The sequence below is a fragment of the Mycolicibacterium novocastrense genome (assembly GCF_001570485.1).
In the GTDB taxonomy this organism is placed as follows: domain Bacteria; phylum Actinomycetota; class Actinomycetes; order Mycobacteriales; family Mycobacteriaceae; genus Mycobacterium; species Mycobacterium novocastrense.
Window position 1 is genome coordinate 1 of record NZ_BCTA01000043.1, and the last position, 22153, is coordinate 22153.

The following is a 22153-nucleotide window of genomic DNA, read 5'->3' on the forward strand; positions in this document are numbered from 1 at the left end:
TTGCAATGGATAACCTTCAGACACTAGCCACGTGACCTGCGGAAACGCGGAGATCCGTCACGGCAGCCGGGCAGGACCCCCAGAGAACCGAGCCCACTCCGCCATCGGAGGCCGCCCACCGGTCACCCGACTGACCAACCTCCCTGGGCATCACAACTAGCGCACCAAATCGCTAGGCGTCGAACGTGATCCGCACCGAGATCGGGTCGCTTTCCATCGCCCGCATGGTCAACGCGGTCGCCGACTGACCGAGCCTGCCCGCGCCGCCGAAGCTGCGTGCGCGGGCACGCACGTCATCGTCGGGTTCGAATGTCGCGGTGCCCGTGCGCCATTCGTCGTTGACGCGCACCCGCACATGAGGGTTCGCGGCGATGTTGTACGCCCAGCCCGCGCGGCGGCCGTGCTGAGAGATCACCCACACACCGGTGTCGTCGGCGCGGCCCGCCAGCGGCACGAGCCGCGGTTCCCCGCTCTTGCGGCCGATCGTCTCGAGGTCGACCACCAGCGACGAGCGGATACCGACGCGGTCCAGCGCGGCGACCACCGGGTTCATCAGGACACGACCCAGCTGCCGCTCGAACTTGAACTTGCGCACCGCCTTGTCGGCACTCCGTGTGGCCATCTCGAACCTCCTCGTGGGATCAGATTCACGACGATAATTGAGTGATTACTCAAAAACAACCCCGAGACGACGAACGAGAATCCCTCGTCGCGAAAAGTCAACGTCCAGGGATGCGGTTTCGCCGACGAAGAAGTCAGTCGGCCGCCAGCGGCAGCCGCACCTCGAAACGTGCCCCGTTGCCCAGGTTGCGCGCCGACAACGTTCCGCGATGCGCCTGTACCAGCCCCGCGGCGATCGCGAGCCCCAGCCCCGACCCGCTGGGCAGCGAGGAATCGGCGCGCGGCACGCGATCGTTCGAGCCGCGGTAAGCGACGTCGAACACCCGCGGCAGGTCGGCCTCGTCGATGCCCACGCCGGTGTCGTCGACACGCGCCCACGCGCCGTTCTCGTCAGATCCCAGCGACAGCGACACCCGGCCACCCTCCGGGGTGTGGGCGATCGCGTTGGCCACCAGGTTGGACAGCACCCGCACCAGCGCACGGTCGCTGCCCAGCACCCGGACCGGTGTCTGCGGTAGTTCGGCCGTCAACGCCACACCCGCACGCTCGGCAGTGATCCGGTGCGCACTCACCACGTCGTCGACGACCTCGTCGAGGGCCACCTTGTCGAACACCGGCTGGACCGCACCCGCGTTGATCTTCGACATCTCGAACAGGTCGTCGACCATCTCGGAGAGCCGGACCGACTCCTGCTCAATGGTTTTCGCGTGGACGCGGACCTCGGCGTCGGGCACCACACCGTCGGCGATCGCCTCGGATACCGCCCGTATCCCGGCCAGCGGGGTCCGCAGATCATGGCTGACGAAAGCGACAAGCCGCCGGCGCGATTGCTCGGCGGCTCGCTCCGACTCGCGGATTTCCTGCTCCCACACCGTGCGACGGGCCTGATAGCGCCCCAGCATCACCGCGGCGGGGATCGTCACCACCGAGACGATCACCAGGACGATCGCGGTCTTCTCGAAGGTTTCGGTGATCATGAAGCGGCTGGCGCCCAGCACACCGGTGAACGTCGCCAACACCGGGATGAGCACCAGCGCGACCATGCTCACCGCCAACGACCACGACCGGGCCAGCCGAATGACGAGCGCACCCGCGAGCACCACGGGAACCGAGCATGCCAGCGCCAACCCGGTGATCTCCCAGAGGTCGGACGGCACTAGGCGCTCTGCCCTTCCGGCGAGCGTGCCTCGCTGCTCCACAGATAGCCGCGGCCCCACACCGTCTGCACCCTGTGGTGCCCACCGAGCTTGGACCGCAATCGCTTGACGTGCACGGTCACCGTCGACAAGTCGCCGAAATCCCAGTGCCACACCTGTTTCAGCAGTTCCTCGCGGCTGAACACGACGTCGGTGTGAGTGAGGAAGAACAGCAGCAGGTCGAACTCGCGGTTGGTCAGCGACACCGGTGCTCCGTCGACGGTCACGGTGCGGGCGGCCGTCGACACGCTCAAGCCGCCGACGGTGATGTCCAACGCCCGCCGACCCGTCGGCGCGGGCGCGCGCCGCAGCACCGAACGCACCCGCAGCGCCAGTTCGCGCGGGCTGAACGGTTTGGTCAGATAGTCATCGGCGCCGGCCTCCAGGCCCGCGATCCGGTCGTCCTCCTCGCCGAGCGCGGTCAGCAGGATCACCGGCACCGCGTAGCCGCCGCGCTGACGCAGGTTGCGGCACAGCGTCAGCCCGTCGGGACCGGGCATCATCACGTCGAGCACCGCGACGTCGATGTGCTGGGAACCGAGCAACCGCAGCGCCTCGGCTCCGTCGTGCGCGATCGCGACGTCGAGCCCGTCGCGCTCGAGATAGCGACGCACGACATCACGCACGACGCTGTCGTCGTCGGCGATCAATACGCGCGGCACAGTTCCCGAGAGTAGCCCCGTACGGCGACTACCTGCGCCGATGTCACGGATTCGTCATTGATCCCCTGGTGGGCGCCCCCGGCGGCTGATTAGCCTCGAACTCATGCCCGACTGTCCGGTGACCGTGGTGCTGCCGTGCCTGAACGAGGCGCAATCACTGCCCGGCGTGCTGGCCGCGATCCCGGACGGATACCGCCCGCTGGTGGTCGACAACAACAGCACCGACGCGACCGCGGACGTCGCCCGGGAGCATGGGGCGCAGGTGGTCGCCGAGAAGCGCGCAGGCTACGGCGCCGCGGTGCACGCCGGGGTGGTGGCGGCGACGACGCCCGTCGTGGCGGTCCTGGACGCCGACGGTTCCTTGGACCCTGGTGACCTGCCCGCTCTGGTCGACGAACTGCACCGCGGGGCCGACATGGCGATCGGGCGGCGCCGGCCGGTGCCGGGGCTCAAGTGGCCGTGGCACGCCCGCTTCGGTACCGCGGCGGTGTGCTGGCGGCTGCGGCGGCGCCACGGCCTGGCGGTACACGACATCGCCCCGATGCGGGTCACCCGCCGCGACGCTCTACTCGATCTCGGCGTCAGCGACCGCCGCTCCGGGTACCCCCTCGAACTGCTGGTCCGGGCGGCGGCCGCCGGGTGGCGCGTCGTCGAGCGCGATGTCGACTACCGCGCGCGCACCGGCGGTAAGTCGAAGGTCAGCGGGTCGGTGCGCGGCAGCGCGATTGCGGCCTTCGACTTCTGGCGGGTGATCTCGTGACGGTTCTGGCGGTGACGGTGTTGGTGGTGGCCAAGGCCCCGGTGCCGGGTTTGGCGAAGACCCGGCTCGCCGCGACGATCGGCGATGCCGCCGCAGCCGACCTCGCGGCCGCCGCGCTGCTCGACACGCTCGACGCGGTCACCGCCTCGCCTGCCGGGCGAAGGGTCGTCGCGATGACCGGCAACCTTCAGCAGGCAAGCCGATGCGACGAAATCACCTGCCGCCTGGCTAAATTCACGGTGATACCCCAACGCGGCGCCGACTTCGCCGAGCGATTGGTCAACGGGCACGCCGACGCCTTTACCGGCGACCCCGTACTGCAGATCGGCATGGACACCCCCCAGATCACCGCCGGCCTACTCGCCGAGTGCGCCCAAGCGCTGATGGGAACAGACGCGGTGCTCGGTCCCGCGACCGACGGTGGGTGGTGGCTGTTGGGCGTTTCGCACCCGTCCATGGCCGAATGCCTGCGCGGCGTGCCGATGTCGCGACCGGACACCGGCGCGTTGACCCTGGCGGCCTTGCACGGCAAGGGGATAGATGTCGAGATGGTCGGTGAGCTCGCCGACTTCGACACCATCGACGACATCGACGCGGTGTGCCGGCGATGCGCACCGGACAGCCGGTTCGCCCGAGCGGTCGAGGCGGTGCTCGCCTGATGCATCGCCGAGACCGCGGGTCGTGGCCCGCGACCGTCACCAGTTCGTCAGAATGAAGTGATTGAGCAACAGCGCGCCCACCACGTTGACGCCGAGCCACCAGCGGTGCGACCGCGGCGGTAACAGCGCCCCGGCGGCGGTCAGCCAGACGGTGAACGGCAGCCAGATGCGTTCTGTCTCGGCCTTACTCAACATCGACAGGTCGGCGAACAGGATCGCCAACAGCGCGCCGAGAAGAATCATGGGCAGGCCGGGCCGACGCCGGATCGCCCCGATGTCAAACAGCCTGCCCAGGCCGGCCACGCTGCCGAGGCCGATCGCGCACACGACGGAAGCGAAGTTCGCCCAACCCCAGTACTGGAACGGCCGATCGTTGGCGATGCCCTGCCAATAGCGTTCCTGCACCAGGTGATAGCCGTCGAACCACCAGAACCCCAATGCCGCGAACACCGCCACCACAGCAAGGACGACCCCGAGTGCCGGTACCGCCGCACGGGCCGCGGCCCGCCAGTCGGACGCGCACATCAGCACCGCCAGCGCCGGTAAGGCCATCAGAACCAGGCCGTAGTTGAGGAACAGGCCCCACCCCAGCAGCAGACCGGCCCCGGCCGCGGCGAGGACGGGCCAGCGCGCCGTGCCTCCGATCGCCGTCGCCAGCAGCGCGATACCCCACGCCGCGACCCCCGCGAAGTAGCCGTCGGCCGACACCGCGATCCAGATCGCCGTGGGCGCAACGGCGACGAACGGGGCCGCCAGCCGCACGGTCGCTTCCCCTGCCAGTGCACGGAGCGCGACGACGATGGCGGCCGCCGCGCTGGATCCCACCAGCAGGCACAACAGGCCGGCCCACGCCCCACCGCTGAGCCCGATGCGGTCCAGCCAGACGAAGGTGAGCAGCGCACCGGGAGGATGCCCCGATACGTGGGTGATCCACGAATCAGGTTGGTAATCAAGGATTCTGTCGGAGAAGGTCCGCAGTGCGTAGGGTATGTCGGTGACGGTGGGAACCTGACGCAGATATTCATGGCGGGCGGCTAGCCTGCCGGCGAAACCGCGCTGCCAGCCGTCGATCATGGCCAGTGAGAACGCCCATGCACACGCCGTCGCCCACGCCGCCCACGGCAAAGCACGCCACGTCAGCCGTTGCGCGATCATCGGTCCCCACATCACGACCGCGCCGCCGATCACGACCGCCGGGACCGTCCCCCACCCGATGTGTGCGTTCCACCATCCGAAGATCGGCGCGGTATCGGCGAACTGGCGGATGCGCGCGGGTGTCGCATTTATCAGTGGCGTGACGATCCCGAGGTTCAGGTGCGGCACCACGAACGCGGCGGCCACCAGCAACACACCGACGGCCACCGCCACGATCTCCTTGCGACCGGTTCGCATTCCGTCACCCTATTCGCGGAGCCGTCCTCAAGGTGGTCGCCCTCCTTGCGCGCCGTCCTGGTTCATTGAGTTACGGACCAGCTGGTCCATAACACCGGTACGCTGACATCATGCCGCGCCCGCGCGAATTCGACGAAGCCGAGGTGATCTCCGCGGCCCGCGACGAGTTCTGGTCGCGCGGCTATGCGGGCACCTCGGTCGACGATCTCACCGCTGCAACGGGTCTGGGCAAAGGCAGCCTCTACGGCGCGTTCGGCGACAAGCACGGACTGTATCTGCGCGCTCTGGACGACTTCATCGCCGACTCGATGCACAATGTGCGCAGACAACTTCAGGATCCGCGCCGCGATGCCTACGACCGGCTGGTGCGACACGTGCGCGCGGAAGCGAAGGCCGTCGCTGCCGACAAGGCGTTGCGCGGGTGCATGATCGCCAAGAGCGCTGCCGAGCTCAGCGCCACCGACCCCGCCGTCGAGCGCGCTGTCGAACGGGCGTACGGCGAGTGGTGCACCCTGCTGGCCGACTGCATCGAGCAGACCCAGCGCGACGGCTCGATCGACGAGGATCGCGACCCGCGGGCACTGGCGACCATGCTCCTGGGTTTCCTGCGCGGGCTGGAGGCGCTGCGCAAGGGTGGTGTCAAACCATCCCAACTCGCCGCGGCCGCCGAGGAGATCCTCGACCTCATATCGCGTGCCTGAGCCCGCCGTGGAATAGAACTTCGTGCTGGGACGTCCCTGGTTATTGACCAATCAGTCCAGAACTAAGGAGCGCGGCGATGGCACTACTCGCAGACAAGACAGCGGTGATCACCGGCGGTAGCACAGGAATCGGGCTCGCCACCGCGAAGAGGCTGGCCGAGGAAGGCGCCTACGTATTCATCACCGGGCGCAGGCAGGCGGAACTGGAGGCCGCGGCCAAGGAGATCGGCGACAACGTGACCGTGGTGCAGGGCGACGTGGCCGACCCCGGGGACCTGGACCGCCTCTACACCGTGGTCGCCGACAGCGGCAGGCGCATCGACGTGCTGTTCGCCAACGCCGCGGTGATCGACGTCGCGCGCCTGGGCGAGATCACCGAACAACACCTCGATCACCTGCTCAACATCGACTTCAAGGGCCTAGTGTTCACCGTGCAGAAGGCGCTGCCGCTCCTCGAGGACGGGGCGTCGGTCATCTTGAACTCCTCCAACACGAACGCCAAGGGCTCCGAGGGCATCGGCGTCTACGCGGCGATCAAGGCGGCGGTGCGATCGCTGGCGCGCACGTGGGCAAGTGAGTTGCGCGACCGGAATATTCGGGTCAACGTGGTCAGTCCCGGTGCCACCGACACCCCGGGTCTCAATGACCTGGCGCGCGTTCTCGTCGAGGGGCCGAATGCCGTCGAGGAGTTCGAAAGACAACAGCGCAGCGTGATTCCGATGGGCCGCCGTGGCACGCCCGACGAGGTGGCCAACGCGGTTCTGTTCCTCGCCTCGGACCTGAGCACCTACACCACCGGCGCCGATATTCCCGTCGACGGCGGCACCAACCAGATCTGAGTGATTTCGGTGTAGTTCGTCGCGTCCACCGCGACGAACTACACCGAATCAGTACAGCCGGGTGCGGGTGTTCTCGTCGCTGTAGTACTCGTCGAGCTGGGCCTGGCTCCACTCGGGCCGCATCGCCTTGAGTAGCTGTGCGACGCTCGGCAGCGCCGACGGGTTCCACGTCGACGGATCCCAGGCCTCCGAACGCAGAAAGGCCTTGGCGCAGTGAAAGAACACCTCTTCGACCGCGACCTCCAACGCGAGGATCGGACGCTTGCCCTTGACCGCAAGGACATCGAAATAGTCGGCGTCCGAAACGATCTTGGCGGTTCCGTTGATGCGCAGGGTGTCGCCACGGCCGGGGATCAGGAACACCGTGCCGACATGCGGATTCTGCAGCACGTTGAGATAGCCGTCGACCCGTTTGTTCCCCGGCCGCTCGGGGATCGCGATCGTGGCGTCGTCGATGACGTGCACGAAGCCGGGCGGATCGCCCTTGGGTGACACGTCGACCCGACCGTGCGCATCCGTCGTCGCGACGAAACCCAGCGGTGAGTGGGCGAGCCAGTCGCGCTGTGCCGGCGACAGGCGGTCCCTGACCTTGTTGGCGACGTAGTGGTCCGGTCGCCCGACGATGGCCCGTAACTCGTCGACCGTGTTGACTTCGCGACGCATGGGTCCATCATGCTCGACCGCGCAATGGGTTAACCCCGCCGGTCGCCGGGTAGCCGAACGGGCGGAGGTGAGTGCAATGGCACACCACGTCGAGGTCGATGCCGAGCTGTGGGACGAATTCCACCGCGTGGTCAACATGACGTCCCGCGAGCTGCTGGACTGGCTACGCACCCGCTCGGCCGCCGAGGACTCCGAAGAGATGCCCGACCAGTCGGGCACCAAGACCGGCCGCGCTGTACTCGAGATCCTGCAGAAGCGGTCGGTCGATCTCACCGACGAGGACGAGCGGGTGATGCGCAAGGTTGTCGACCGCGTTCATGCCGAACGCGGCGTCGACTTCGAGCCCACGGCCGGCCAGGAGAACTGGCGGCACAGGCTCATGACGATCGGTCACGACCCGCTCAAACCCGTGACTTAGTTCTGGAACCGGGCCGCCAGCGCGCGCCGGTCGATCTTGCCGATGCCGCGCCGCGGCAATTCGTCGACGACGTGGAACTCGCGCGGTGCCGCGGTGGCATCCAGGGTCGCGGCGACGTGCTCGCGTAGTTCGGCGGGCGAGGGGGAGGCACGGTCGGGCGCGAGTACGACGGCCGCCGCGACCCGCTGGCCCAGCCGCTCATCGGGCACCCCGAACACCGCGCATTCGGCCACCGCATCGTGGGTCGCCAGGACGGCCTCCACGATCTGCGGCATGATGGTCAACCCGCCGCTGCCGATCGCGTCGTCGACCCGGCCGAGAACCGTCAACCGGCCCTCGGCGTCGACGACTCCCATGTCATCAGTGCGGAACCAGCCCGCATCGGCGAAGGGATCGGGGTCCACCGTGTTGCGGTAGCCCTTCGCAAGTGTCCGGCCGCCCAACACAATCCGGCCCCCGTTTGATGTCGCCGGCTGCCCGGCTCCGCCGCTTGATGTCGCCGGCTGCCCGGCTCCGCCGCTTGATGTCGCCGGCTGCCCGGCTCCGCCGCCTGATGTCGCCGGCTCCGCGCCGTCGAGGATCCGGACACGCACACCATCCAACGGCACACCGTCGTACACGCACCCGCCCGCGGTCTCGCTCATTCCGTAGGTACGCACGACCGAAATCCCCGCGGCGGCAGCACGTTCGGCCAGACCCACCGGCATCGGGCCGCCGCCGATCAGGACGGCGTCCAGCGCGGCCAACGCGTCGGCCGCCCGCTCGTCGCGCAGCGCTTTGTCGAGTTGTATGGCCACCAGCGAGGCGTACCGACGTCCGGAGCCCAAAGCGTTGATGGCAGAGGGTAATTCGGAGGGGTCGAAGGATGGCGCCAAGGCCACCGGTGTGGTGCCCGCGACGACGCTGCGGATCAGCACCTGAAGTCCCGCGATGTGATGCGCCGCCAATGCCAGCAGCCAGCGTCCCGGTCCGCCGAGCCGGTGGTGTGTCGCCTCGGCGCTGGCGGTCAAGGCGGCGGGGGTCAGCATCGCGCCCTTGGGGGTTCCGGTGGTGCCCGATGTCGGCACCACCACCGCCACGTCGTCGTCGATCTCCGCCCCGCATCGCAAAGCCGTTGTTAAAAACGACGATTCGCGATCATCCTCGGCAGGGATCGGCAGCACGGTGGCGCGGCCGGCCAGCATGTCGTGCACGACGGGCAACAATGACAACGCCGCGGCACCTGATCCGACCGCGACCGGGCGCAGGACGGCTATGAGTCACCCTCCCCGTCGCGGGGGTCATCGAGGGGCCAGCCGCGGACCGCCAACCGTTGGCGAACCCGCTCCACATCCTCGGACGTGGGCAACGCATCGGTGATCTGGGTGATGAGGACCCCGATATCGGCATCGTCGAAATCGCCGTTTCGCTTGAGCTCCATGGCGACGGTTCGCACCTCGTCCTCGGTGAGGCGCCGCCGCAGGAGCGAGAACAGCGGCACCCGGTCCGGCCCGGGCACCCCCTCGGGGTAACCCGCCGTGATCCACGCGACAATTTTGGCCAGAAACTTCGTCACTGTGCCCTCCCGCGTGTCGCATCGGGTCTACCCACTCTCGATTGGATGATGCTAGTGCGCGACGGAACAAAGAGGAGTTTGGCGCCGGTGGCAAACACTCGACCGCCGGCGGGTGAACAATGGGTGAACACATTGCCCGAGAAGGCGAAATGCCAGATGACACGCCGGTCGAAGAGCGTTGAAGATTAGGTGAAACGAACTCCATGGCCGCAGAATTAACGCCGTGAGCGCTGAGTTGATCGTCCTCGTGCTGTTGATCACAACCGCACTGGCCTTCGACTTCACCAACGGCTTCCACGACACCGGCAATGCGATGGCCACGTCGATCGCCACCGGCGCACTCAAGCCCAAGACCGCGGTCCTGCTGGCGGGCATTCTGAACCTGGTCGGCGCATTCCTGTCGGTCGAGGTCGCAGTCACGGTGACCACCTCGGTGCTCAACGTGCAGGACGGCCAGACCGGCGCCCTGCTGCCGTCGATCGACGCGTCGACCGGCCTGACAATCATCTTCGCCGGGCTGATCGGCGGCATCCTGTGGAACCTGCTGACGTGGTTGTTCGGCATCCCGTCGAGTTCCTCGCACGCACTGTTCGGCGGGCTGATCGGCGCCGGCCTGGCCGCGATGGGCACCGCCGGGGTCAACTGGAGCGGCATCAGCCAGAAGGTGCTCATTCCGGCGATCGCCGCGCCGGTCATCGCGTGCCTGGTGGCCGCCTGCGGCACCTGGCTGGTGTACCGGATCACCCGCAAGGTGGCCGAGCGTCGCCGCCGGGAGGGCTTCCGCTGGGGCCAGGTCGCGACCGCCTCGCTGGTCGCGCTGTCGCACGGCACCAACGACGCACAGAAGACGATGGGCGTCATCGCGCTCGCGCTCATCACCACCGGGCACCTGAGCGGCGACGTCAAGGAGAACGGCCTGCCGTTCTGGGTCATCTTCAGCTGTGCCGTCGCGATCGGCCTCGGCACGTACCTGGGCGGCTGGCGCGTCATCCGCACCCTGGGCAAAGGTCTGGTCGAGATTCAGTCACCGCAGGGCTTCGCCGCCGAAGCATCCTCGGCCGCAATCATTCTCAGCTCGAGCGCCGCGGGCATGGCGTTGTCCACCACCCACGTCGCCACCGGTTCGATCCTGGGCAGCGGCGTCGGCAAGCCGGCCGCCGAAGTGCGCTGGGCGGTGGCGGGCCGGATGGCCGTCGCCTGGTTGATCACCCTGCCGGCCGCGGGACTCGTTGGCGCACTGTCGTTCTGGCTGGCGCATGGCGTCGAGACACTCACCGGATCGGGCCTGGCCGGTGACGGGTTCATCTTCCTGGTATTGGTCGGCCTGTCGTTCTACATGTGGTGGCGCGCCCAGCAGCAGAAGGTCGACCACACCAACGTCAACGCCGAGTGGGACGACGCCACCAACTCCGTGGTCCCGGCCGAACTGCGGGCCGCGATCGAGGAGGCCATGCCCGAACCCGCCAAGCCGGCCGCGACGGTGTAGCAGAGGAACGTCGATGACCTATCTCGAGAGCATTCTGAAGGTATTGGTGGTCGGGCTGGTCCTGGGCGCGGGACTGCCCGCGTTGTTTGCCACCGGATTGATGGCCTTCTCCAGCGGCGTGGGTGACGAGTCCGCCGACGGCACCGTGACCGCGCCCAACCCGGCCCGCAAATACCTCGGCATCGGTTTGTTCGTCTTCGTCGCATGGGTGATCGTCACCGCGGTGCTGTGGATCACCCGGGCCACGATCATCCACCACACGGGAATCGACCTGTTCCCCTTCATGCCGCAGAAATGAGATGTGCCGCACCATGACCGAGAACCGCACCGTGCTGGACAGCGTGCTCAACTGGCTGCGCCGCGGGTATCCGGAAGGCGTGCCGCCCACCGATTACTTCCCGCTGCTCGCGTTGCTGAAGCGCTCGCTCGCCGAGGACGAAGTGGTCAGCGCCGCGCAGGCGGTCCTCAAGGGCGCCAACTCGGACATCGTCACCGAAGACGACATCCGCGCGGCGATCCACCGGGTCACCGCGCAGGAGCCGAATCCCGAAGAGATGCACCAGGTCGCGTCGCGGCTGGCCTCCGTCGGCTGGCCGCTGGCGCCGGCCCGCTGAGTTCAGGGCATCACCGCCGGGTGTCGCGGCGCAGCGGGTGGGTCTCGGGCACCTGGACGAAGATCAGCAGGACTCCGTCGGGGTCGTTGACATGCATCTCGTGCAGACCCCACGGTTCCTCGCGGGCCTCCCGCGCGATCGGCACACCCCGACCCGACAACTCCTTCTCGGTGTCGTACACGTCGCGCACCTGAAGCCACATCGTGCCGCCCGCACGCGGGCCACCGTGACCGGCGAGTTCGATCAACGACTGGCCGGCGTAGAAAACTGTGCCCGCACCGTAGTCGCGGGCGATCGCCAGCCCCAGCTCGTCGCGATAGAACGTCAGCGAACGCTGGTAGTCCGCCGGCCGAATGAGCATCCGACTGGCCAGAATCTCCATGACATCGTGTCTATCACGCTCAGCCGATCCGCCGCCCGACACCGTCCCAGTAGGGTTCTCGCAGCGCACGCTTGAGGATCTTGCCGCTCGGAGTGCGGGGCAGGTCCTCGGCGAACGACACCGACTTGGGCAACTTGAAGCCCGCCAGCCGCTCGCGTGCGTACGCGATCAACCGCACCTCGCTGGGGGAGCAGCCCGGGGCGGGGACCACGACAGCCTTCACCGCCTCACCCCACGTCGGGTCCGGTACGCCGATCACCGCCACGTCAGCGACCTCCGGATGCGTCATCAGAACGTTCTCGACCTCGGTCGGATACACGTTCTCGCCGCCGGAGACGATCATGTCCTTGACCCGGTCGTGTAGGTACACATAACCCTCGGCGTCGACGTAACCGGCGTCGCCGGTCTTCAGCCAACCGTCAGGGGTGACGGTCGCCGCCGTCGCCGCGGGGTTGTTCCAGTAGCCGCGCATGTTCTGGCGCGAGCGCGTCCACACCTCGCCGACCGCCCCGGTGGGGACGTCGCGGCCCGCGTCGTCGACGATGCGCACCTCGACCCAATCGAACGGCTTACCGCAGGATCGCAGCAGTTCGGGGTCGTGACGGTCCAGTTGGGTGATGGATCCGGTGGTTTCGGTCTGCCCGTACACCTGCAGCAGATCGCAGTTGAACCGTTCGAGCGCCCGGACCAGGACGTCGTCGGTGATCGGCGATGCGCCGTAGACGATGGCGCGCAGGGCCGAGAAGTCGGTCGTCGCGACCCCCGGGGTCTCCAGCAGGCGCTGAATCACCACCGGAACCAGCAGCATGTTCGTAATGCCGTGCCGCGCAACGGCATCGAGGATGGCCGACGGGTCGACGTCGCGAAGCACAACCGTGCGCGCACCCTCACACAACCCGACCAGTGCCCAACCCGAGCCCGCCATGTGGAACATCGGCATCACGGCCAGGCTCACGCTGTCGGCATCGAAGCGCCACTTGTCGGCGATCCCGGTGGCCTTGCAGAAGTAGTTGTCGTTGGTCAGCATCACGCCCTTGGGCGAGCCGGTGGTGCCGGAGGTGTACATCAAGAACGCGATATCGTCGGGTTGCGTTGTGACCCAGGGGTCCTCGGCGGGATAGGTGCTGATCCAGCGATCGAAGTCCGGCCAACGGGGATGCTCACCGACGGCGACGACGAGAGCATCCAATCGGTCCTCGATCGCCTCCATGTGACTGAAGAATTCGCCGCCGACGATCACCACCTTCGCGCCGGCGTCGTCGATGATGTGCAACATCTCCGGTGGCGCCAGCCGCCAGTTGACCGGGACCACGACCGCACCGAGTTTGGAGAGCGCACAAGCGACTTCGAAGAACTCGATGCCGTTCTTCTCGACGAACGCGACCCGGTCACCGAATCCGACACCGGCGGCGCGCAGCGCCTGGGCCACCCGGTTCGAGCGCGTGTCGAGGTCGCCGAACGTCGCGGTGCGCTCGCCGGATATCAACGCGACGGCGTCGCGACGTTCGGCGCCGAAGACGCGTGCGATGTCGGCGACGGTCGCGATGTCAGGGTGCGGCATCTACTTGTTCGGTTGTACGCGTTGCCGTTTCATCACGGCATCGACGACCGCGGGCGCGAAGCTGTTGAGCACCTGGGCGCTGACGGCCATCCGCGGCGCGATCCGCACGGGCCGGGTTCTGGCGGCCGTGATCATCCAGTCGGCGGCCTCGTCGGAGGTCAGCCCGGGCAGGCCGTCGTAGGCGCGGGTGGGGGCGATCATCGGTGTGCGCACCAGCGGATAGAACAGCGTGGTGGAGTGCACTCCGTCGGCGCTCCATTCGGTTTCGATGACGCGGCTCACCGCGGTCAGCGCCGCCTTCGAGGCGTTGTACACCGAGAACAACGGCGACGACTCGCTGAGCACACCCCAGGTGGACACGTTGATGATGTGGCCGTCGCGCCGCTCGCGCATGCCCGGCGCCAGGCCGCGGATCAGTCGCAGCGGTCCGTAGTAGTTGAGCGCCATGGTGCGTTCGACGTCGTGCCAGCGTTCCAGCGACTCGGCCAGCGGCCTGCGGATCGACCGGCCGGCGTTGTTGATCAGGATGTCGACGCCCCCGAGCTCCGTGGTGACCCGCTCGACCAGGCCGTCGACCGCGTCGAGGTCCGACAGGTCACATGCGTGCGCCCAGGCGTCCCCGCCCTGATCGACGATCCGCTCGACCAGCGCCCCCAGCAGCTCCTGGCGGCGTGCGGCCACCACGACGGTGGCTCCGCGGCGGGCGAACTTCTCCGCGGCCGCCTCGCCGATGCCCGATGACGCGCCCGTGAGCAGGATGCGCTTACCGCGCAGGTCAACGATGTCGCGGCCGGGCTGATACTGCAGCAACTCGGGGACCACCGGCGGGCGCATGGTGGTCAGGACGAGTTGATCGGCGAACCGCCGCAACGGGCTCTTGCTCACGAGCGGTGAGTCTAGGTGAGGCGTTTGTGAGTGAAAACGTTCGATCACTGATCGAATTCACTCACGAATCGCGCGTGCGGCCGGGGCCGCCGGCCAGCAGGCCCGACGATGCGAACTTCAGCCCGGCACGGAGTTCTTCCAAGTGGATCGGGTCTTCGGACTCGATGTAACGCAGCGTCGTCGCCACCGTCATGTTGAAGAACAACCACGCCAACGCCTTTGGGCTGAGCTCGTTTCGGTACTGGTCGTGGTAGTGGTTCATGTGCAACGTCGACATCGCCACGAGCGTGGCGTTCAGGCCCGAGATGCTCTCGAATGCGCGCACATGGTCGGGTCGTTCGGCGAGGTACCGAAGCAGGCCGCGGTTGGCGATCGTCACGTCGATGAGGAAGTCGATGGAGGCGGCCATCGCCTCGGCGGGCTGGGCGAGCGTCACGTCCCGCAGGCGTTCCTCGATGACCGGTGCCTGCGAGCGGGCGAGGTGTTCGATGGCGGCCTCGAGGATCTCGTCCTTGTCGGCGAAGTACTGGTAGATCGATCCCTTACTGACCCCCGCCCGGTCGGCGATCAGGTTCGTCGTCACCTGTGCCGGATCGTTGGTGAGGAGCAGACCGGCCGTCGTCTCGACGATTTTCGCGACCATCTCACGAGAGCGCTGCTGCTTCGGCGTCTTACGGCGTGCTGACCTGCGTTTATCGCTGCTCACGAGCGCCCCTTACGCGACTTGAATGCGACCTGGCGGTCATATTAACCTCGCCTGACTACCTGAATTGGAGGTGGCCACCGCCCATGACCGCCACTTCGGACATCGATCTGTCCGTTGACGACGAGCCGATCGAACTGGTCCCGCCGGATTCGCTGACCGCCGAGCACACCGGGCGTTGGACGTTCCTGATCTTCGAGGGCGCGGCGTTCATGATGCAGGCGATGCATCCCGTCATCGCCGAGGTCACCGGCCGCTACTCGGCGGCATTTCACGGCGATCCGGGCGGGCGCGCGATCCGGTCCATCGACTCGGTGCTGCGGTGGACGTACGGCGGCACCGAAGCCGTCGCCGAGGGAAACCGGGTCAGGGCCATGCACCGGCCGATGACGATGAAGAGCGCGGAGACCGGCAAACAGATCAGCGCCCTGAACCCCGAGGCGTACCAATGGGTCATCTGCACCGGCTACATCGTCAACGTGCACGGCGCTCGCCTGCTGATCGGGCGCGACTTCACCGACGACGAGAAGACGCAACTGCTGCGCGACAACCGCCGGCTGGCGCGCCTGCTGCATGTGCCGATGCGCGACTATCCCGAGACCGATCGGGAGATGACCGAGTACTTCGAGTCGATGATCGACAAGCTCGAGGCCACCCCGCAGGCCCGGAAGCTGATGGACGACCTGATCACCGGCACGATGGAGATGCCGCCGTCGGTGCCGACGCTGTTCTATCCGCTGATCAAGGCCATGCTGCGGCCGGTACTCCGCTTGAACTACCTGTCGATCGTCGGGCTGCTCGACCCGCGCCTGCGCGCCAAGCTCGGCGTGAGTTGGAGCCCCGGCGAGGAGCGTCAGCTCAACCGCATCTACAAGGCGATCCGCATCGCCTACCGCGTACTTCCCGACCGGCTGACGTACTTCCCGCTGGCCTACCACGCCCGCAAGCACCACCAGTGCCTGGAGAAGATGGCCGAGCGGCAGAAGAAGTCGTTCGCCTACCGGGTGCCGGGCGCCGTCGCTCAGAAGTAGCGCGGGAAGGCGCTCCAGTCGGGGTCCCGCTTCTCCAGGAACGCGTCGCGGCCCTCGACCGCCTCGTCGGTCATGTACGCCAATCGCGTCGCCTCACCGGCGAACAACTGCTGACCCACGAGGCCGTCGTCGGTGAGGTTGAAGGCGTACTTGAGCATCCGGATCGCTTGCGGCGACTTGCCGTTGATATCCGACGCCCACTCCAACGCCACCTTCTCCAATTCAGCGTGGTCGACGACCGCGTTGACCGCACCCATCGCGTGCATCTGCTCGGCGGTGTACGGGCGGCCCAGGAAGAAGATCTCACGCGCGAACTTCTGGCCGACCTGCTTCGCCAGATACGCGCTGCCGTATCCGCCGTCGAAGCTGCCGACGTCGGCGTCGGTCTGCTTGAACCTGGCATGCTCGCGGCTGGCCAGTGTCAGGTCGCACACCGCGTGCAGGCTGTGTCCGCCGCCGGCCGCCCACCCGTTGACCAGACAGATCACCGGTTTGGGCATGAACCGGATCAGCCGCTGCACCTCGAGGATGTGCAGGCGCCCGGCGCGCGCAGGGTCGACGGTTTCGGCGGTCTCGCCCGATGCGTACTGGTAACCGCTGCGGCCGCGGATCCGCTGATCCCCGCCGGAGCAGAACGCCCATCCACCGTCCTTCGGCGAGGGGCCGTTACCGGTCAGCAGCACCACACCGACGTCCGATGACATCCGCGCATGGTCCAGGACGCGGTACAGCTCGTCGACGGTGTGCGGCCGAAACGCGTTGCGCACCTCGGGCCGGTCGAACGCGACGCGAACCGTGGGCTGCGCGACGCCGTCGACGACGTGGCGGTGGTAGGTGATGTCGGTCAGCTCGAAACCGTCGACGGCTTGCCACAGCGACGGGTCAAAGGGGTTGTCACTCACGGGGTTACCTTATCGATGCGGAAAACCGGGCAGCGGCCCGCGAGCGCTTCGAACTCGTCGGGGTCGGGTCCGGTGACCAGCCCGGCGCCCTTGATGAAGTCCACGCCGGTGGGCACCTTCGACGGGAACTCTCGCAGCAACGGTCGGGCCTCGTCGATCGGCATCTCCACCATCCGCACCCGTTCGCTGCGGCGGCCGATGTGCAGGGTGACCTCACCGGCGGCCCTGACGTTGGCGGCCCAGTCCGAGCCGGGCACTCCGCCGACGACATAGCGTTGTCCGTCTACCTCCATCGGGGTGACCGGGGTCTTGCGCGGCTTACCGGTCTTGCGCCCGGGCGCCTCGAGCACGACCGGGCCCTTGTCGCCCAGGATGCCCAGCTTCTGCAGGCCGATCATCACCTTGTTGACGTACTTCAGCCACCAGGGCAGGCGAATGTCGGACATGGCGCAAACGCTACGTGATGACCTCGACGCGGAACACCGGCAGGCGGCCCGCCATGGCCTCGAGTTCCTCGGGTGTCCCGGTCTCCAACACCCCGGCGCGCGTCATCATCTCGACGCCGACGGGAACCTGCGCCGGGAACTGCCGCAGCACTGGCCGCGCCTCGTCCGGGGTCAGCTCGACGAGGCGCACCCGCTCGGATCGCCGGCCATACCGCAGCTTGACCTGTTTGGCCGCGCGGGCGTTGCTCACCCAGTCCGCGCCCGGGTAGCCGTTGATGACGTAGCGGGCGCCGTCGACGAACATCGGCGTGATCGGCGTCGACCGTGGCTTACCGGTCCTGCGGCCGGGCACGGTCAACACCACGGGGGACTCGTGCCGTGAGATCGGCAGCCCGAGGCGCAACAGCACCATCACCAGCTTGTTGGCGAATTTGAGCCACCGCGGGGGCGCCGTCCGATCGCCCATGCGGGGAGGCTACCGCTCAGACGGTGACGACGTAGCCGGAACAACGCACCCGAATGGCCGACGAGGGCGGCCTCGATCTCACGCCTGGCGCCGATGCGATGCTACCGGCGCACCTGACTTGCCTTGTCGCGCAGGACTTCTCGTTCACGCTCATTGTCGGTCATCGCCGCTGCCCGGTCGAACTCGGCGGCGGCCTCGGCGCTTCGGCCCAACCGGGCGAGCAGTTCGCCGCGCACGCTCGGCAACAGATACGAAGCCTCCAGGCCCGTCAACGAGTCGACGATCGCCAGCCCCGCTTCGGGGCCGTCGGCCATCGCCACCGCCACCGCGCGGTTGAGTTCGACCACCGGTGACGGTGCTGCCCGCGCCAATCCGTCGTACAGCGCGACGATGCGGCCCCAGTCGGTGTCGGCTGCGGTCGGCGCGGTGGCGTGGCACTCAGCGATCGCCGCCTGCAGTGCATACGGGCCCCATCCAGTGCCCTTGCGCCGCAACGTGTTCGCGGCGTGTTCGAGCATGGCCACACCACGCTGGATCTGCGCCCGGTCCCATTTCGCCCGGTTCTGGTCCTCGAGCAGGATCGGCCGGCCGTCGCTGTCGGTGCGGGCGGCGAAACGCGACGACTGCAGCTCCATCAACGCCACCAGGCCGTGGACTTCCGGTTCATCGGGCACCAGCGCGGCGAGCACCCGGCCAAGCCGCAGCGCCTCGGTGCACAGCTCGTCACGGATCCAGCGCTGTCCGAACGACGCCGAGTAGCCTTCGTTGTAGATCAGGTAGATCACGCTCAGCACCGCCGAGAGCCGCTCCGGATACTCCGAGCGGTCCGGCACCTCGAAGGGCACGTTCGCGGCCGAGAGGGCCTTCTTGGCGCGGGTGATCCGCGCGGCGACGGTCGGGGTGGACGTCAGGAAGGCGCGGGCGATCTCCTCGGTGGTCAGCCCGCCGATGACCCGCAATGTCAACGCGATCCGGCCTTCCCGCGGCAGCACCGGATGTGCCGAGATGAAGATCAGGCGGAGCACGTCGTCGTCGATGCGGTCGGGGTCCCACGACTCCTCGACATGGCTTTCGAGTTCGCGAGCCATCGCGGCGTATTTGCTGTCGAGATTCTCCTGGCGGCGCCACAAGTCGATGGCCTTGCGTTTGGCAACGGTGGTCAACCATGCGCCGGCGTTGCGCGGAACGCCGGTCACGGGCCACTGCTCCAGAGCGTCGACGAGCGCGTCGGCGGCCAGGTCTTCGGCGAGCCCGACATCGCCGACCGAGCGCGTCAACGTCGCGACGATTTTCGCCGCCTCCATGCGCCACACCGCGTCGACGGTCGCCTGCACGTCGCTCACGCCTTCATTGTGCCGAGCCGATGCAAACCGCCGTTTTCGTGCGGCGTGTCGCAGTGCTTTCCAACTGGTGGCGACGGAAAGTTAGAAGGTATGACCCACAGGTTGGTTACAGCGTATTGGGAAGGCCGCAAGGCATTCCCGCACACGCTCGTCAACCCGTACGCGGGACTGGGGGACCGGGCGATCGCGAGGATGTGGCGGCTGGGCTGGCAGCGCGCCGCCGACGAGCAGCGGGGCATTCCCAGCGAAGAGGAGCGACTTGCTCGCTTCGCCGCGGAAATCGATGCCCTCCTGGACTAGTCGGCTCGACGCGCTTCAGCGCCGACAGCCCCGCGTCGTTCTCGGCGTCACGGGGCCGCCGGGTGCGGGCAAGTCGACGCTGGCCGAGGCGATCGCGACCGCGACCGATGACGCGGTGTATGTGCCGATGGACGGCTTCCACCTCGCCGACGTCGAACTGCGGCGGCTGGGCCGCATCCACCGCAAAGGCGCGATCGACACGTTCGACGCCCATGGATATCTCGCTCTCTTGCAACGCATCCGAGCGCAACGCGAGGAGACCGTTTACGCACCGGCGTTTCACCGCAAATTAGAACAGTCGATCGCGGGCAGCATCCCCGTCCTGCCCGGCCATCGACTGATCGTCACCGAGGGCAACTACCTGCTCGATGACGAGCTCCCGTGGCCGACTATTCGCGCCCTGCTCGACGAGGTCTGGTACGTCGACGCCCCGCCTGACGTACGCCGTCGTCGCCTCGTCGGCCGGCACGTCGAGTTCGGTAAGTCACCCGAGCAGGCCGAGGCATGGGTGCGCGCGGTCGACGACCCGAACGCCGCGCGCATCGAAACCGCCCGGGCGAGAGCGGATTTCGTCGTCACCCCGTAGCAAACCCCGCAGCAACCCCGTAACTAAACCCCCGCGAGCGACCGTGTCTGCCCGTCGACACGCCGCTATCGCATGTACAAACGCGGTCGCTCGCGCCAACAGAAAGCCAGCCTCAGCCGACCGCGCGGTCGCTGCCCTCCCAGAACTGCGCGCGCACGGCCTTCTTGTCCGGCTTGCCCAGCGCGGTCACCGGCACCGAGTCGACGACGATCACCTGCTTGGGCGACTGCACCGAACCCTTGCGCTCCTTGACCGCGGCCTGGATCTCGGAGGTCATCTGCGCGACGGCGTCCTCGGAGCGGTCGGCGTCGGGGCGCAGCACGACCACCGCGGTCACCGCCTCGCCCCACTTCTCGTCGGGCGTTCCGATCACACACACCTGGGCGACCGACGGATGTTCGGCCACAACGTCTTCCACCTCGCGGGGGAACACGTTGAACCCGCCGGTGACGATCATGTCCTTGGTGCGGTCGACGATGTAGTAGAAGCCGTCGGAGTCCTCGCGGGCCAGATCGCCGGTGTGCATCCAGCCGTCGCGGAACGTCTCAGCCGTCGCCTCCGGCTTGTTCCAGTAGCCACCGGACACCAGCGGGCCGGACACGCAGATCTCACCGACCTCGCCCTGCGGCACCGGGTTACCGTCACCGTCGAGCAGCGCGACCCGCGCGAAGACCGTCGGCCGCCCACAGGACGTCAACCGCTCCTCGTCATGATCACCCTTGGCCAGGTACGTGATCACCATCGGCGCCTCGGACTGGCCGTAGTACTGCGCGAAGATCGGGCCGAACCGGTCGATCGCCTCGCGCAGCCGCACGGGGTTCATCGCCGAGGCGCCGTAATACACCGTCTCCAGCGACGACAGGTCGCGGGTGTGCGAATCGGGGTGGTCCATCAGCGCGTAGATCATCGACGGCACCAGCATCGTCGCGGTGATCTTCTGCTCCTCGATCACCCGCAGCACCTCGGCCGGGTCGAACTTGGTCAGCACGACCAGTTCGCCGCCCTTGATGATCGTCGGCACGAAGAACGCCGCGCCCGCATGCGACAGCGGGGTGCACATCAGAAACTTCGGGCGTTCCGGCCACTCCCACTCGGCCAACTGGATCGTCGTCATCGTCGTGATCGACTGCACGGTGCCGATCACGCCCTTGGGCTTACCGGTCGTGCCGCCGGTGTAGGCCATGCCGCCGATGTGATCGGGCGGCAGATCCGCGGCCACCAGCGGCTGCGGCGAGTACTTCGCGGCCTCGGCGGTCAGGTCGACGCCGACGCCCTCCAGTTCCGGGGGCACCGGCCCGATCGTCAGCACCTGCTTGAGCGCGGGCACCTTCTCCAACAGTCCCCGCGCCCGCTCGACGAACATCGGGTTCGGGTCGATGATCAGCGACGTGACACCGGCGTCGTTCAACACATAGGCGTGGTCGTCCAGCGAACCGAGAGGGTGTAGTGCCGTGCGGCGGTAACCCTGGGTCTGTCCGGCGCCGATGATCATCAGCACCTCCGGCCGGTTCAGCGACAGCAGGCCGGTGGCCGTTCCCGCGCCCGCGCCGAGCGCCTCGAACGCCTGAATGTACTGGCTGATGCGCTCGGCGAGCTGTCCGCCGGTGAGCGTGGTGTCCCCGAGGAACAGCACCGGCTTGTCCTTGTTCCGCTTCAGTGCCCCGACGGTGAGGTGGCCGGAGTGGATCGGATGGCGCAGCAGGTCACTCATGGCCATCAGATTAGAACGTGTTCCAATTCCAGTCAGCAAGTCCCTGGGAATCGGGGCGCACGCGGATCTATCAGCGCTGATGGCGCTCGACTGTCAGCCCCTGACCTCACGCAGTCCGCGATGCGTATTTAACGCGAGCTCTGCTCGTGTCGGCACCTCGGACGACTGGAGGGGGGCCGTATCGGACCACCCCACATTCGGAATAAGTTAATGTCCATCCTCATCGGATGATTGGTGTGGTGACGGGTCTCGACGCTGCGGCAAAAGAGCA

The 22153-nt window shown here is 67.5% G+C and carries 27 protein-coding genes; 11 read left to right on the forward strand and 16 right to left on the reverse strand.

Features of this window, described 5'->3' with window-relative positions; all coding sequences use genetic code 11:
• Positions 1 to 172 precede the first annotated feature (172 nt).
• From RMCN_RS17770 to RMCN_RS17780, 3 genes are all read right to left on the reverse strand, one after another.
• Positions 173 to 622 carry a nitroreductase family deazaflavin-dependent oxidoreductase gene (locus tag RMCN_RS17770; RefSeq protein WP_067391899.1) on the reverse strand — a complete coding sequence of 150 codons (450 nt, stop codon included), beginning with the start codon at positions 620 to 622 and terminating at the stop codon, positions 173 to 175.
• 133 nt (positions 623 to 755) lie between these two features.
• Positions 756 to 1778 carry a sensor histidine kinase gene (locus tag RMCN_RS17775; RefSeq protein ID WP_067391902.1) on the reverse strand — a complete coding sequence of 341 codons (1023 nt, stop codon included), beginning with the start codon at positions 1776 to 1778 and terminating at the stop codon, positions 756 to 758.
• Entirely contained in the window at positions 1778 to 2479 is a 702-nt protein-coding gene (locus RMCN_RS17780) for a response regulator transcription factor (RefSeq protein ID WP_064416612.1), read from the reverse strand. Before RMCN_RS17780 ends, RMCN_RS17775 begins: the two co-directional genes overlap by 1 nt.
• 103 nt (positions 2480 to 2582) lie before the next feature.
• On the opposite strand from RMCN_RS17780, the gene RMCN_RS17785 reads away from it, so the two are divergent.
• Together RMCN_RS17785 and RMCN_RS17790 are read left to right on the forward strand one after the other, a co-directional pair.
• A complete protein-coding gene (locus tag RMCN_RS17785) occupies positions 2583 to 3239 on the forward strand; it encodes a glycosyltransferase family 2 protein (protein WP_067391905.1) in 657 nt (218 codons plus the stop codon).
• Positions 3236 to 3898 (forward strand): TIGR04282 family arsenosugar biosynthesis glycosyltransferase, encoded by a 663-nt coding sequence (locus tag RMCN_RS17790; protein WP_067391908.1) that lies wholly within the window; start codon positions 3236 to 3238, stop codon positions 3896 to 3898. The genes RMCN_RS17785 and RMCN_RS17790 overlap by 4 nt, the downstream gene beginning before the upstream one ends.
• A gap of 36 nt (positions 3899 to 3934) precedes the next feature.
• Here RMCN_RS17790 and RMCN_RS17795 read toward each other — a convergent pair whose 3' ends face one another.
• Positions 3935 to 5290, reverse strand: coding sequence for a hypothetical protein (locus RMCN_RS17795; RefSeq protein ID WP_067391911.1), 1356 nt, complete (start codon positions 5288 to 5290; stop codon positions 3935 to 3937).
• A gap of 110 nt (positions 5291 to 5400) precedes the next feature.
• On the opposite strand from RMCN_RS17795, the gene RMCN_RS17800 reads away from it, so the two are divergent.
• Together RMCN_RS17800 and RMCN_RS17805 are read left to right on the forward strand one after the other, a co-directional pair.
• Positions 5401 to 5991: a TetR/AcrR family transcriptional regulator gene (locus RMCN_RS17800; RefSeq protein WP_067391914.1), complete on the forward strand. Its 591-nt coding sequence runs from the start codon at positions 5401 to 5403 to the stop codon at positions 5989 to 5991.
• Between the two features lie 77 nt (positions 5992 to 6068).
• Positions 6069 to 6830, forward strand: coding sequence for an SDR family NAD(P)-dependent oxidoreductase (locus RMCN_RS17805; protein WP_067391918.1), 762 nt, complete (start codon positions 6069 to 6071; stop codon positions 6828 to 6830).
• 48 nt (positions 6831 to 6878) lie between these two features.
• Here the strand turns inward: RMCN_RS17805 and RMCN_RS17810 are convergent, their stop codons facing one another.
• Complete coding sequence (locus RMCN_RS17810) at positions 6879 to 7493, reverse strand: pyridoxamine 5'-phosphate oxidase family protein (protein WP_067391920.1); 615 nt, start codon at positions 7491 to 7493, stop codon at positions 6879 to 6881.
• A 76-nt stretch (positions 7494 to 7569) separates the two neighbouring features.
• On the opposite strand from RMCN_RS17810, the gene RMCN_RS17815 reads away from it, so the two are divergent.
• Positions 7570 to 7911, forward strand: coding sequence for a DUF3140 domain-containing protein (locus RMCN_RS17815; RefSeq protein WP_067391923.1), 342 nt, complete (start codon positions 7570 to 7572; stop codon positions 7909 to 7911).
• On the opposite strand, the gene RMCN_RS17820 is transcribed toward RMCN_RS17815, so the two are convergent.
• Both RMCN_RS17820 and RMCN_RS17825 read right to left on the reverse strand, forming a co-directional pair.
• Positions 7908 to 9095, reverse strand: coding sequence for an AMP-binding protein (locus RMCN_RS17820; RefSeq protein WP_084377547.1), 1188 nt, complete (start codon positions 9093 to 9095; stop codon positions 7908 to 7910). The two genes, RMCN_RS17815 and RMCN_RS17820, sit on opposite strands and share 4 nt — an antisense overlap.
• Before the next feature lie 68 nt (positions 9096 to 9163).
• Complete coding sequence (locus tag RMCN_RS17825) at positions 9164 to 9466, reverse strand: DUF3349 domain-containing protein (protein WP_067391926.1); 303 nt, start codon at positions 9464 to 9466, stop codon at positions 9164 to 9166.
• Between the two features lie 223 nt (positions 9467 to 9689).
• Between RMCN_RS17825 and RMCN_RS17830 the strand changes: the two genes are divergently transcribed.
• From RMCN_RS17830 to RMCN_RS17840, 3 genes are read left to right on the forward strand one after another with little or no spacing between them, the layout of a single operon-like run.
• A complete protein-coding gene (locus RMCN_RS17830) occupies positions 9690 to 10952 on the forward strand; it encodes an inorganic phosphate transporter (protein ID WP_067391929.1) in 1263 nt (420 codons plus the stop codon).
• A 13-nt stretch (positions 10953 to 10965) separates the two neighbouring features.
• Positions 10966 to 11250 carry a hypothetical protein gene (locus RMCN_RS17835; protein WP_064416622.1) on the forward strand — a complete coding sequence of 95 codons (285 nt, stop codon included), beginning with the start codon at positions 10966 to 10968 and terminating at the stop codon, positions 11248 to 11250.
• 13 nt (positions 11251 to 11263) lie between these two features.
• Positions 11264 to 11566 (forward strand): DUF3349 domain-containing protein, encoded by a 303-nt coding sequence (locus tag RMCN_RS17840; protein WP_064416677.1) that lies wholly within the window; start codon positions 11264 to 11266, stop codon positions 11564 to 11566.
• Positions 11567 to 11576: 10 nt separating this feature from the next.
• Here the strand turns inward: RMCN_RS17840 and RMCN_RS17845 are convergent, their stop codons facing one another.
• From RMCN_RS17845 to RMCN_RS17860, 4 genes are all read right to left on the reverse strand, one after another.
• The gene (locus RMCN_RS17845; protein WP_064416623.1) at positions 11577 to 11948 is read right to left on the reverse strand and encodes a VOC family protein; all 372 of its coding nucleotides are present in this window, start codon (positions 11946 to 11948) and stop codon (positions 11577 to 11579) included.
• Between the two features lie 19 nt (positions 11949 to 11967).
• Positions 11968 to 13509: a long-chain-fatty-acid--CoA ligase gene (locus RMCN_RS17850; RefSeq protein WP_067391931.1), complete on the reverse strand. Its 1542-nt coding sequence runs from the start codon at positions 13507 to 13509 to the stop codon at positions 11968 to 11970.
• Entirely contained in the window at positions 13510 to 14394 is an 885-nt protein-coding gene (locus tag RMCN_RS17855; RefSeq protein WP_067392006.1) for an SDR family oxidoreductase, read from the reverse strand.
• Between the two features lie 61 nt (positions 14395 to 14455).
• Positions 14456 to 15037, reverse strand: coding sequence for a TetR/AcrR family transcriptional regulator (locus RMCN_RS17860; protein ID WP_067391934.1), 582 nt, complete (start codon positions 15035 to 15037; stop codon positions 14456 to 14458).
• Between the two features lie 146 nt (positions 15038 to 15183).
• On the opposite strand from RMCN_RS17860, the gene RMCN_RS17865 reads away from it, so the two are divergent.
• Positions 15184 to 16128: an oxygenase MpaB family protein gene (locus RMCN_RS17865; RefSeq protein ID WP_067391936.1), complete on the forward strand. Its 945-nt coding sequence runs from the start codon at positions 15184 to 15186 to the stop codon at positions 16126 to 16128.
• Here RMCN_RS17865 and RMCN_RS17870 read toward each other — a convergent pair.
• The 4 genes from RMCN_RS17870 to RMCN_RS17885 all read right to left on the reverse strand — a co-directional run bounded on the left by RMCN_RS17870 (position 16119) and on the right by RMCN_RS17885 (position 19246).
• Positions 16119 to 17030: a 1,4-dihydroxy-2-naphthoyl-CoA synthase gene (locus RMCN_RS17870; RefSeq protein WP_064416628.1), complete on the reverse strand. Its 912-nt coding sequence runs from the start codon at positions 17028 to 17030 to the stop codon at positions 16119 to 16121. The genes RMCN_RS17865 and RMCN_RS17870 overlap by 10 nt on opposite strands.
• Positions 17027 to 17476, reverse strand: a complete 450-nt coding sequence (locus RMCN_RS17875; protein ID WP_064351357.1) for a nitroreductase family deazaflavin-dependent oxidoreductase — start codon at positions 17474 to 17476, stop codon at positions 17027 to 17029. The genes RMCN_RS17870 and RMCN_RS17875 overlap by 4 nt, the downstream gene beginning before the upstream one ends.
• Before the next feature lie 10 nt (positions 17477 to 17486).
• A complete protein-coding gene (locus RMCN_RS17880) occupies positions 17487 to 17942 on the reverse strand; it encodes a nitroreductase family deazaflavin-dependent oxidoreductase (protein ID WP_064416629.1) in 456 nt (151 codons plus the stop codon).
• A 101-nt stretch (positions 17943 to 18043) separates the two neighbouring features.
• Complete coding sequence (locus tag RMCN_RS17885) at positions 18044 to 19246, reverse strand: RNA polymerase sigma factor (protein ID WP_067392014.1); 1203 nt, start codon at positions 19244 to 19246, stop codon at positions 18044 to 18046.
• 141 nt (positions 19247 to 19387) lie between these two features.
• Between RMCN_RS17885 and RMCN_RS17890 the strand changes: the two genes are divergently transcribed.
• Positions 19388 to 19585: a hypothetical protein gene (locus tag RMCN_RS17890; protein WP_234787702.1), complete on the forward strand. Its 198-nt coding sequence runs from the start codon at positions 19388 to 19390 to the stop codon at positions 19583 to 19585.
• Positions 19569 to 20171 carry a nucleoside/nucleotide kinase family protein gene (locus RMCN_RS17895; protein WP_067391939.1) on the forward strand — a complete coding sequence of 201 codons (603 nt, stop codon included), beginning with the start codon at positions 19569 to 19571 and terminating at the stop codon, positions 20169 to 20171. Before RMCN_RS17890 ends, RMCN_RS17895 begins: the two co-directional genes overlap by 17 nt.
• A gap of 112 nt (positions 20172 to 20283) precedes the next feature.
• On the opposite strand, the gene fadD8 is transcribed toward RMCN_RS17895, so the two are convergent.
• Entirely contained in the window at positions 20284 to 21882 is a 1599-nt protein-coding gene (gene fadD8, locus RMCN_RS17900) for a fatty-acid--CoA ligase FadD8 (RefSeq protein ID WP_067392016.1), read from the reverse strand.
• Positions 21883 to 22153 lie beyond the last annotated feature (271 nt).

Bases quoted from the DNA above. Each gene is read 5' to 3' on its own strand.
- RMCN_RS17770 (WP_067391899.1), bottom strand. From the start codon at position 622: ATGGCCACACGGAGTGCCGACAAGGCGGTGCGCAAGTTCAAGTTCGAG.
- RMCN_RS17785 (WP_067391905.1), top strand. From the start codon at position 2,583: ATGCCCGACTGTCCGGTGACCGTGGTGCTGCCGTGCCTGAACGAGGCG.
- RMCN_RS17795 (WP_067391911.1), bottom strand. From the start codon at position 5,290: ATGCGAACCGGTCGCAAGGAGATCGTGGCGGTGGCCGTCGGTGTGTTG.
- RMCN_RS17800 (WP_067391914.1), top strand. From the start codon at position 5,401: ATGCCGCGCCCGCGCGAATTCGACGAAGCCGAGGTGATCTCCGCGGCC.
- RMCN_RS17805 (WP_067391918.1), top strand. From the start codon at position 6,069: ATGGCACTACTCGCAGACAAGACAGCGGTGATCACCGGCGGTAGCACA.
- RMCN_RS17810 (WP_067391920.1), bottom strand. From the start codon at position 7,493: ATGCGTCGCGAAGTCAACACGGTCGACGAGTTACGGGCCATCGTCGGG.
- RMCN_RS17815 (WP_067391923.1), top strand. From the start codon at position 7,570: ATGGCACACCACGTCGAGGTCGATGCCGAGCTGTGGGACGAATTCCAC.
- RMCN_RS17820 (WP_084377547.1), bottom strand. From the start codon at position 9,095: ATGCTGGCCGGCCGCGCCACCGTGCTGCCGATCCCTGCCGAGGATGAT.
- RMCN_RS17835 (WP_064416622.1), top strand. From the start codon at position 10,966: ATGACCTATCTCGAGAGCATTCTGAAGGTATTGGTGGTCGGGCTGGTC.
- RMCN_RS17840 (WP_064416677.1), top strand. From the start codon at position 11,264: ATGACCGAGAACCGCACCGTGCTGGACAGCGTGCTCAACTGGCTGCGC.
- RMCN_RS17845 (WP_064416623.1), bottom strand. From the start codon at position 11,948: ATGGAGATTCTGGCCAGTCGGATGCTCATTCGGCCGGCGGACTACCAG.
- RMCN_RS17850 (WP_067391931.1), bottom strand. From the start codon at position 13,509: ATGCCGCACCCTGACATCGCGACCGTCGCCGACATCGCACGCGTCTTC.
- RMCN_RS17860 (WP_067391934.1), bottom strand. From the start codon at position 15,037: ATGGTCGCGAAAATCGTCGAGACGACGGCCGGTCTGCTCCTCACCAAC.
- RMCN_RS17865 (WP_067391936.1), top strand. From the start codon at position 15,184: ATGACCGCCACTTCGGACATCGATCTGTCCGTTGACGACGAGCCGATC.
- RMCN_RS17875 (WP_064351357.1), bottom strand. From the start codon at position 17,476: ATGTCCGACATTCGCCTGCCCTGGTGGCTGAAGTACGTCAACAAGGTG.
- RMCN_RS17880 (WP_064416629.1), bottom strand. From the start codon at position 17,942: ATGGGCGATCGGACGGCGCCCCCGCGGTGGCTCAAATTCGCCAACAAG.
- RMCN_RS17885 (WP_067392014.1), bottom strand. From the start codon at position 19,246: ATGGAGGCGGCGAAAATCGTCGCGACGTTGACGCGCTCGGTCGGCGAT.
- RMCN_RS17895 (WP_067391939.1), top strand. From the start codon at position 19,569: ATGCCCTCCTGGACTAGTCGGCTCGACGCGCTTCAGCGCCGACAGCCC.
- fadD8 (WP_067392016.1), bottom strand. From the start codon at position 21,882: ATGAGTGACCTGCTGCGCCATCCGATCCACTCCGGCCACCTCACCGTC.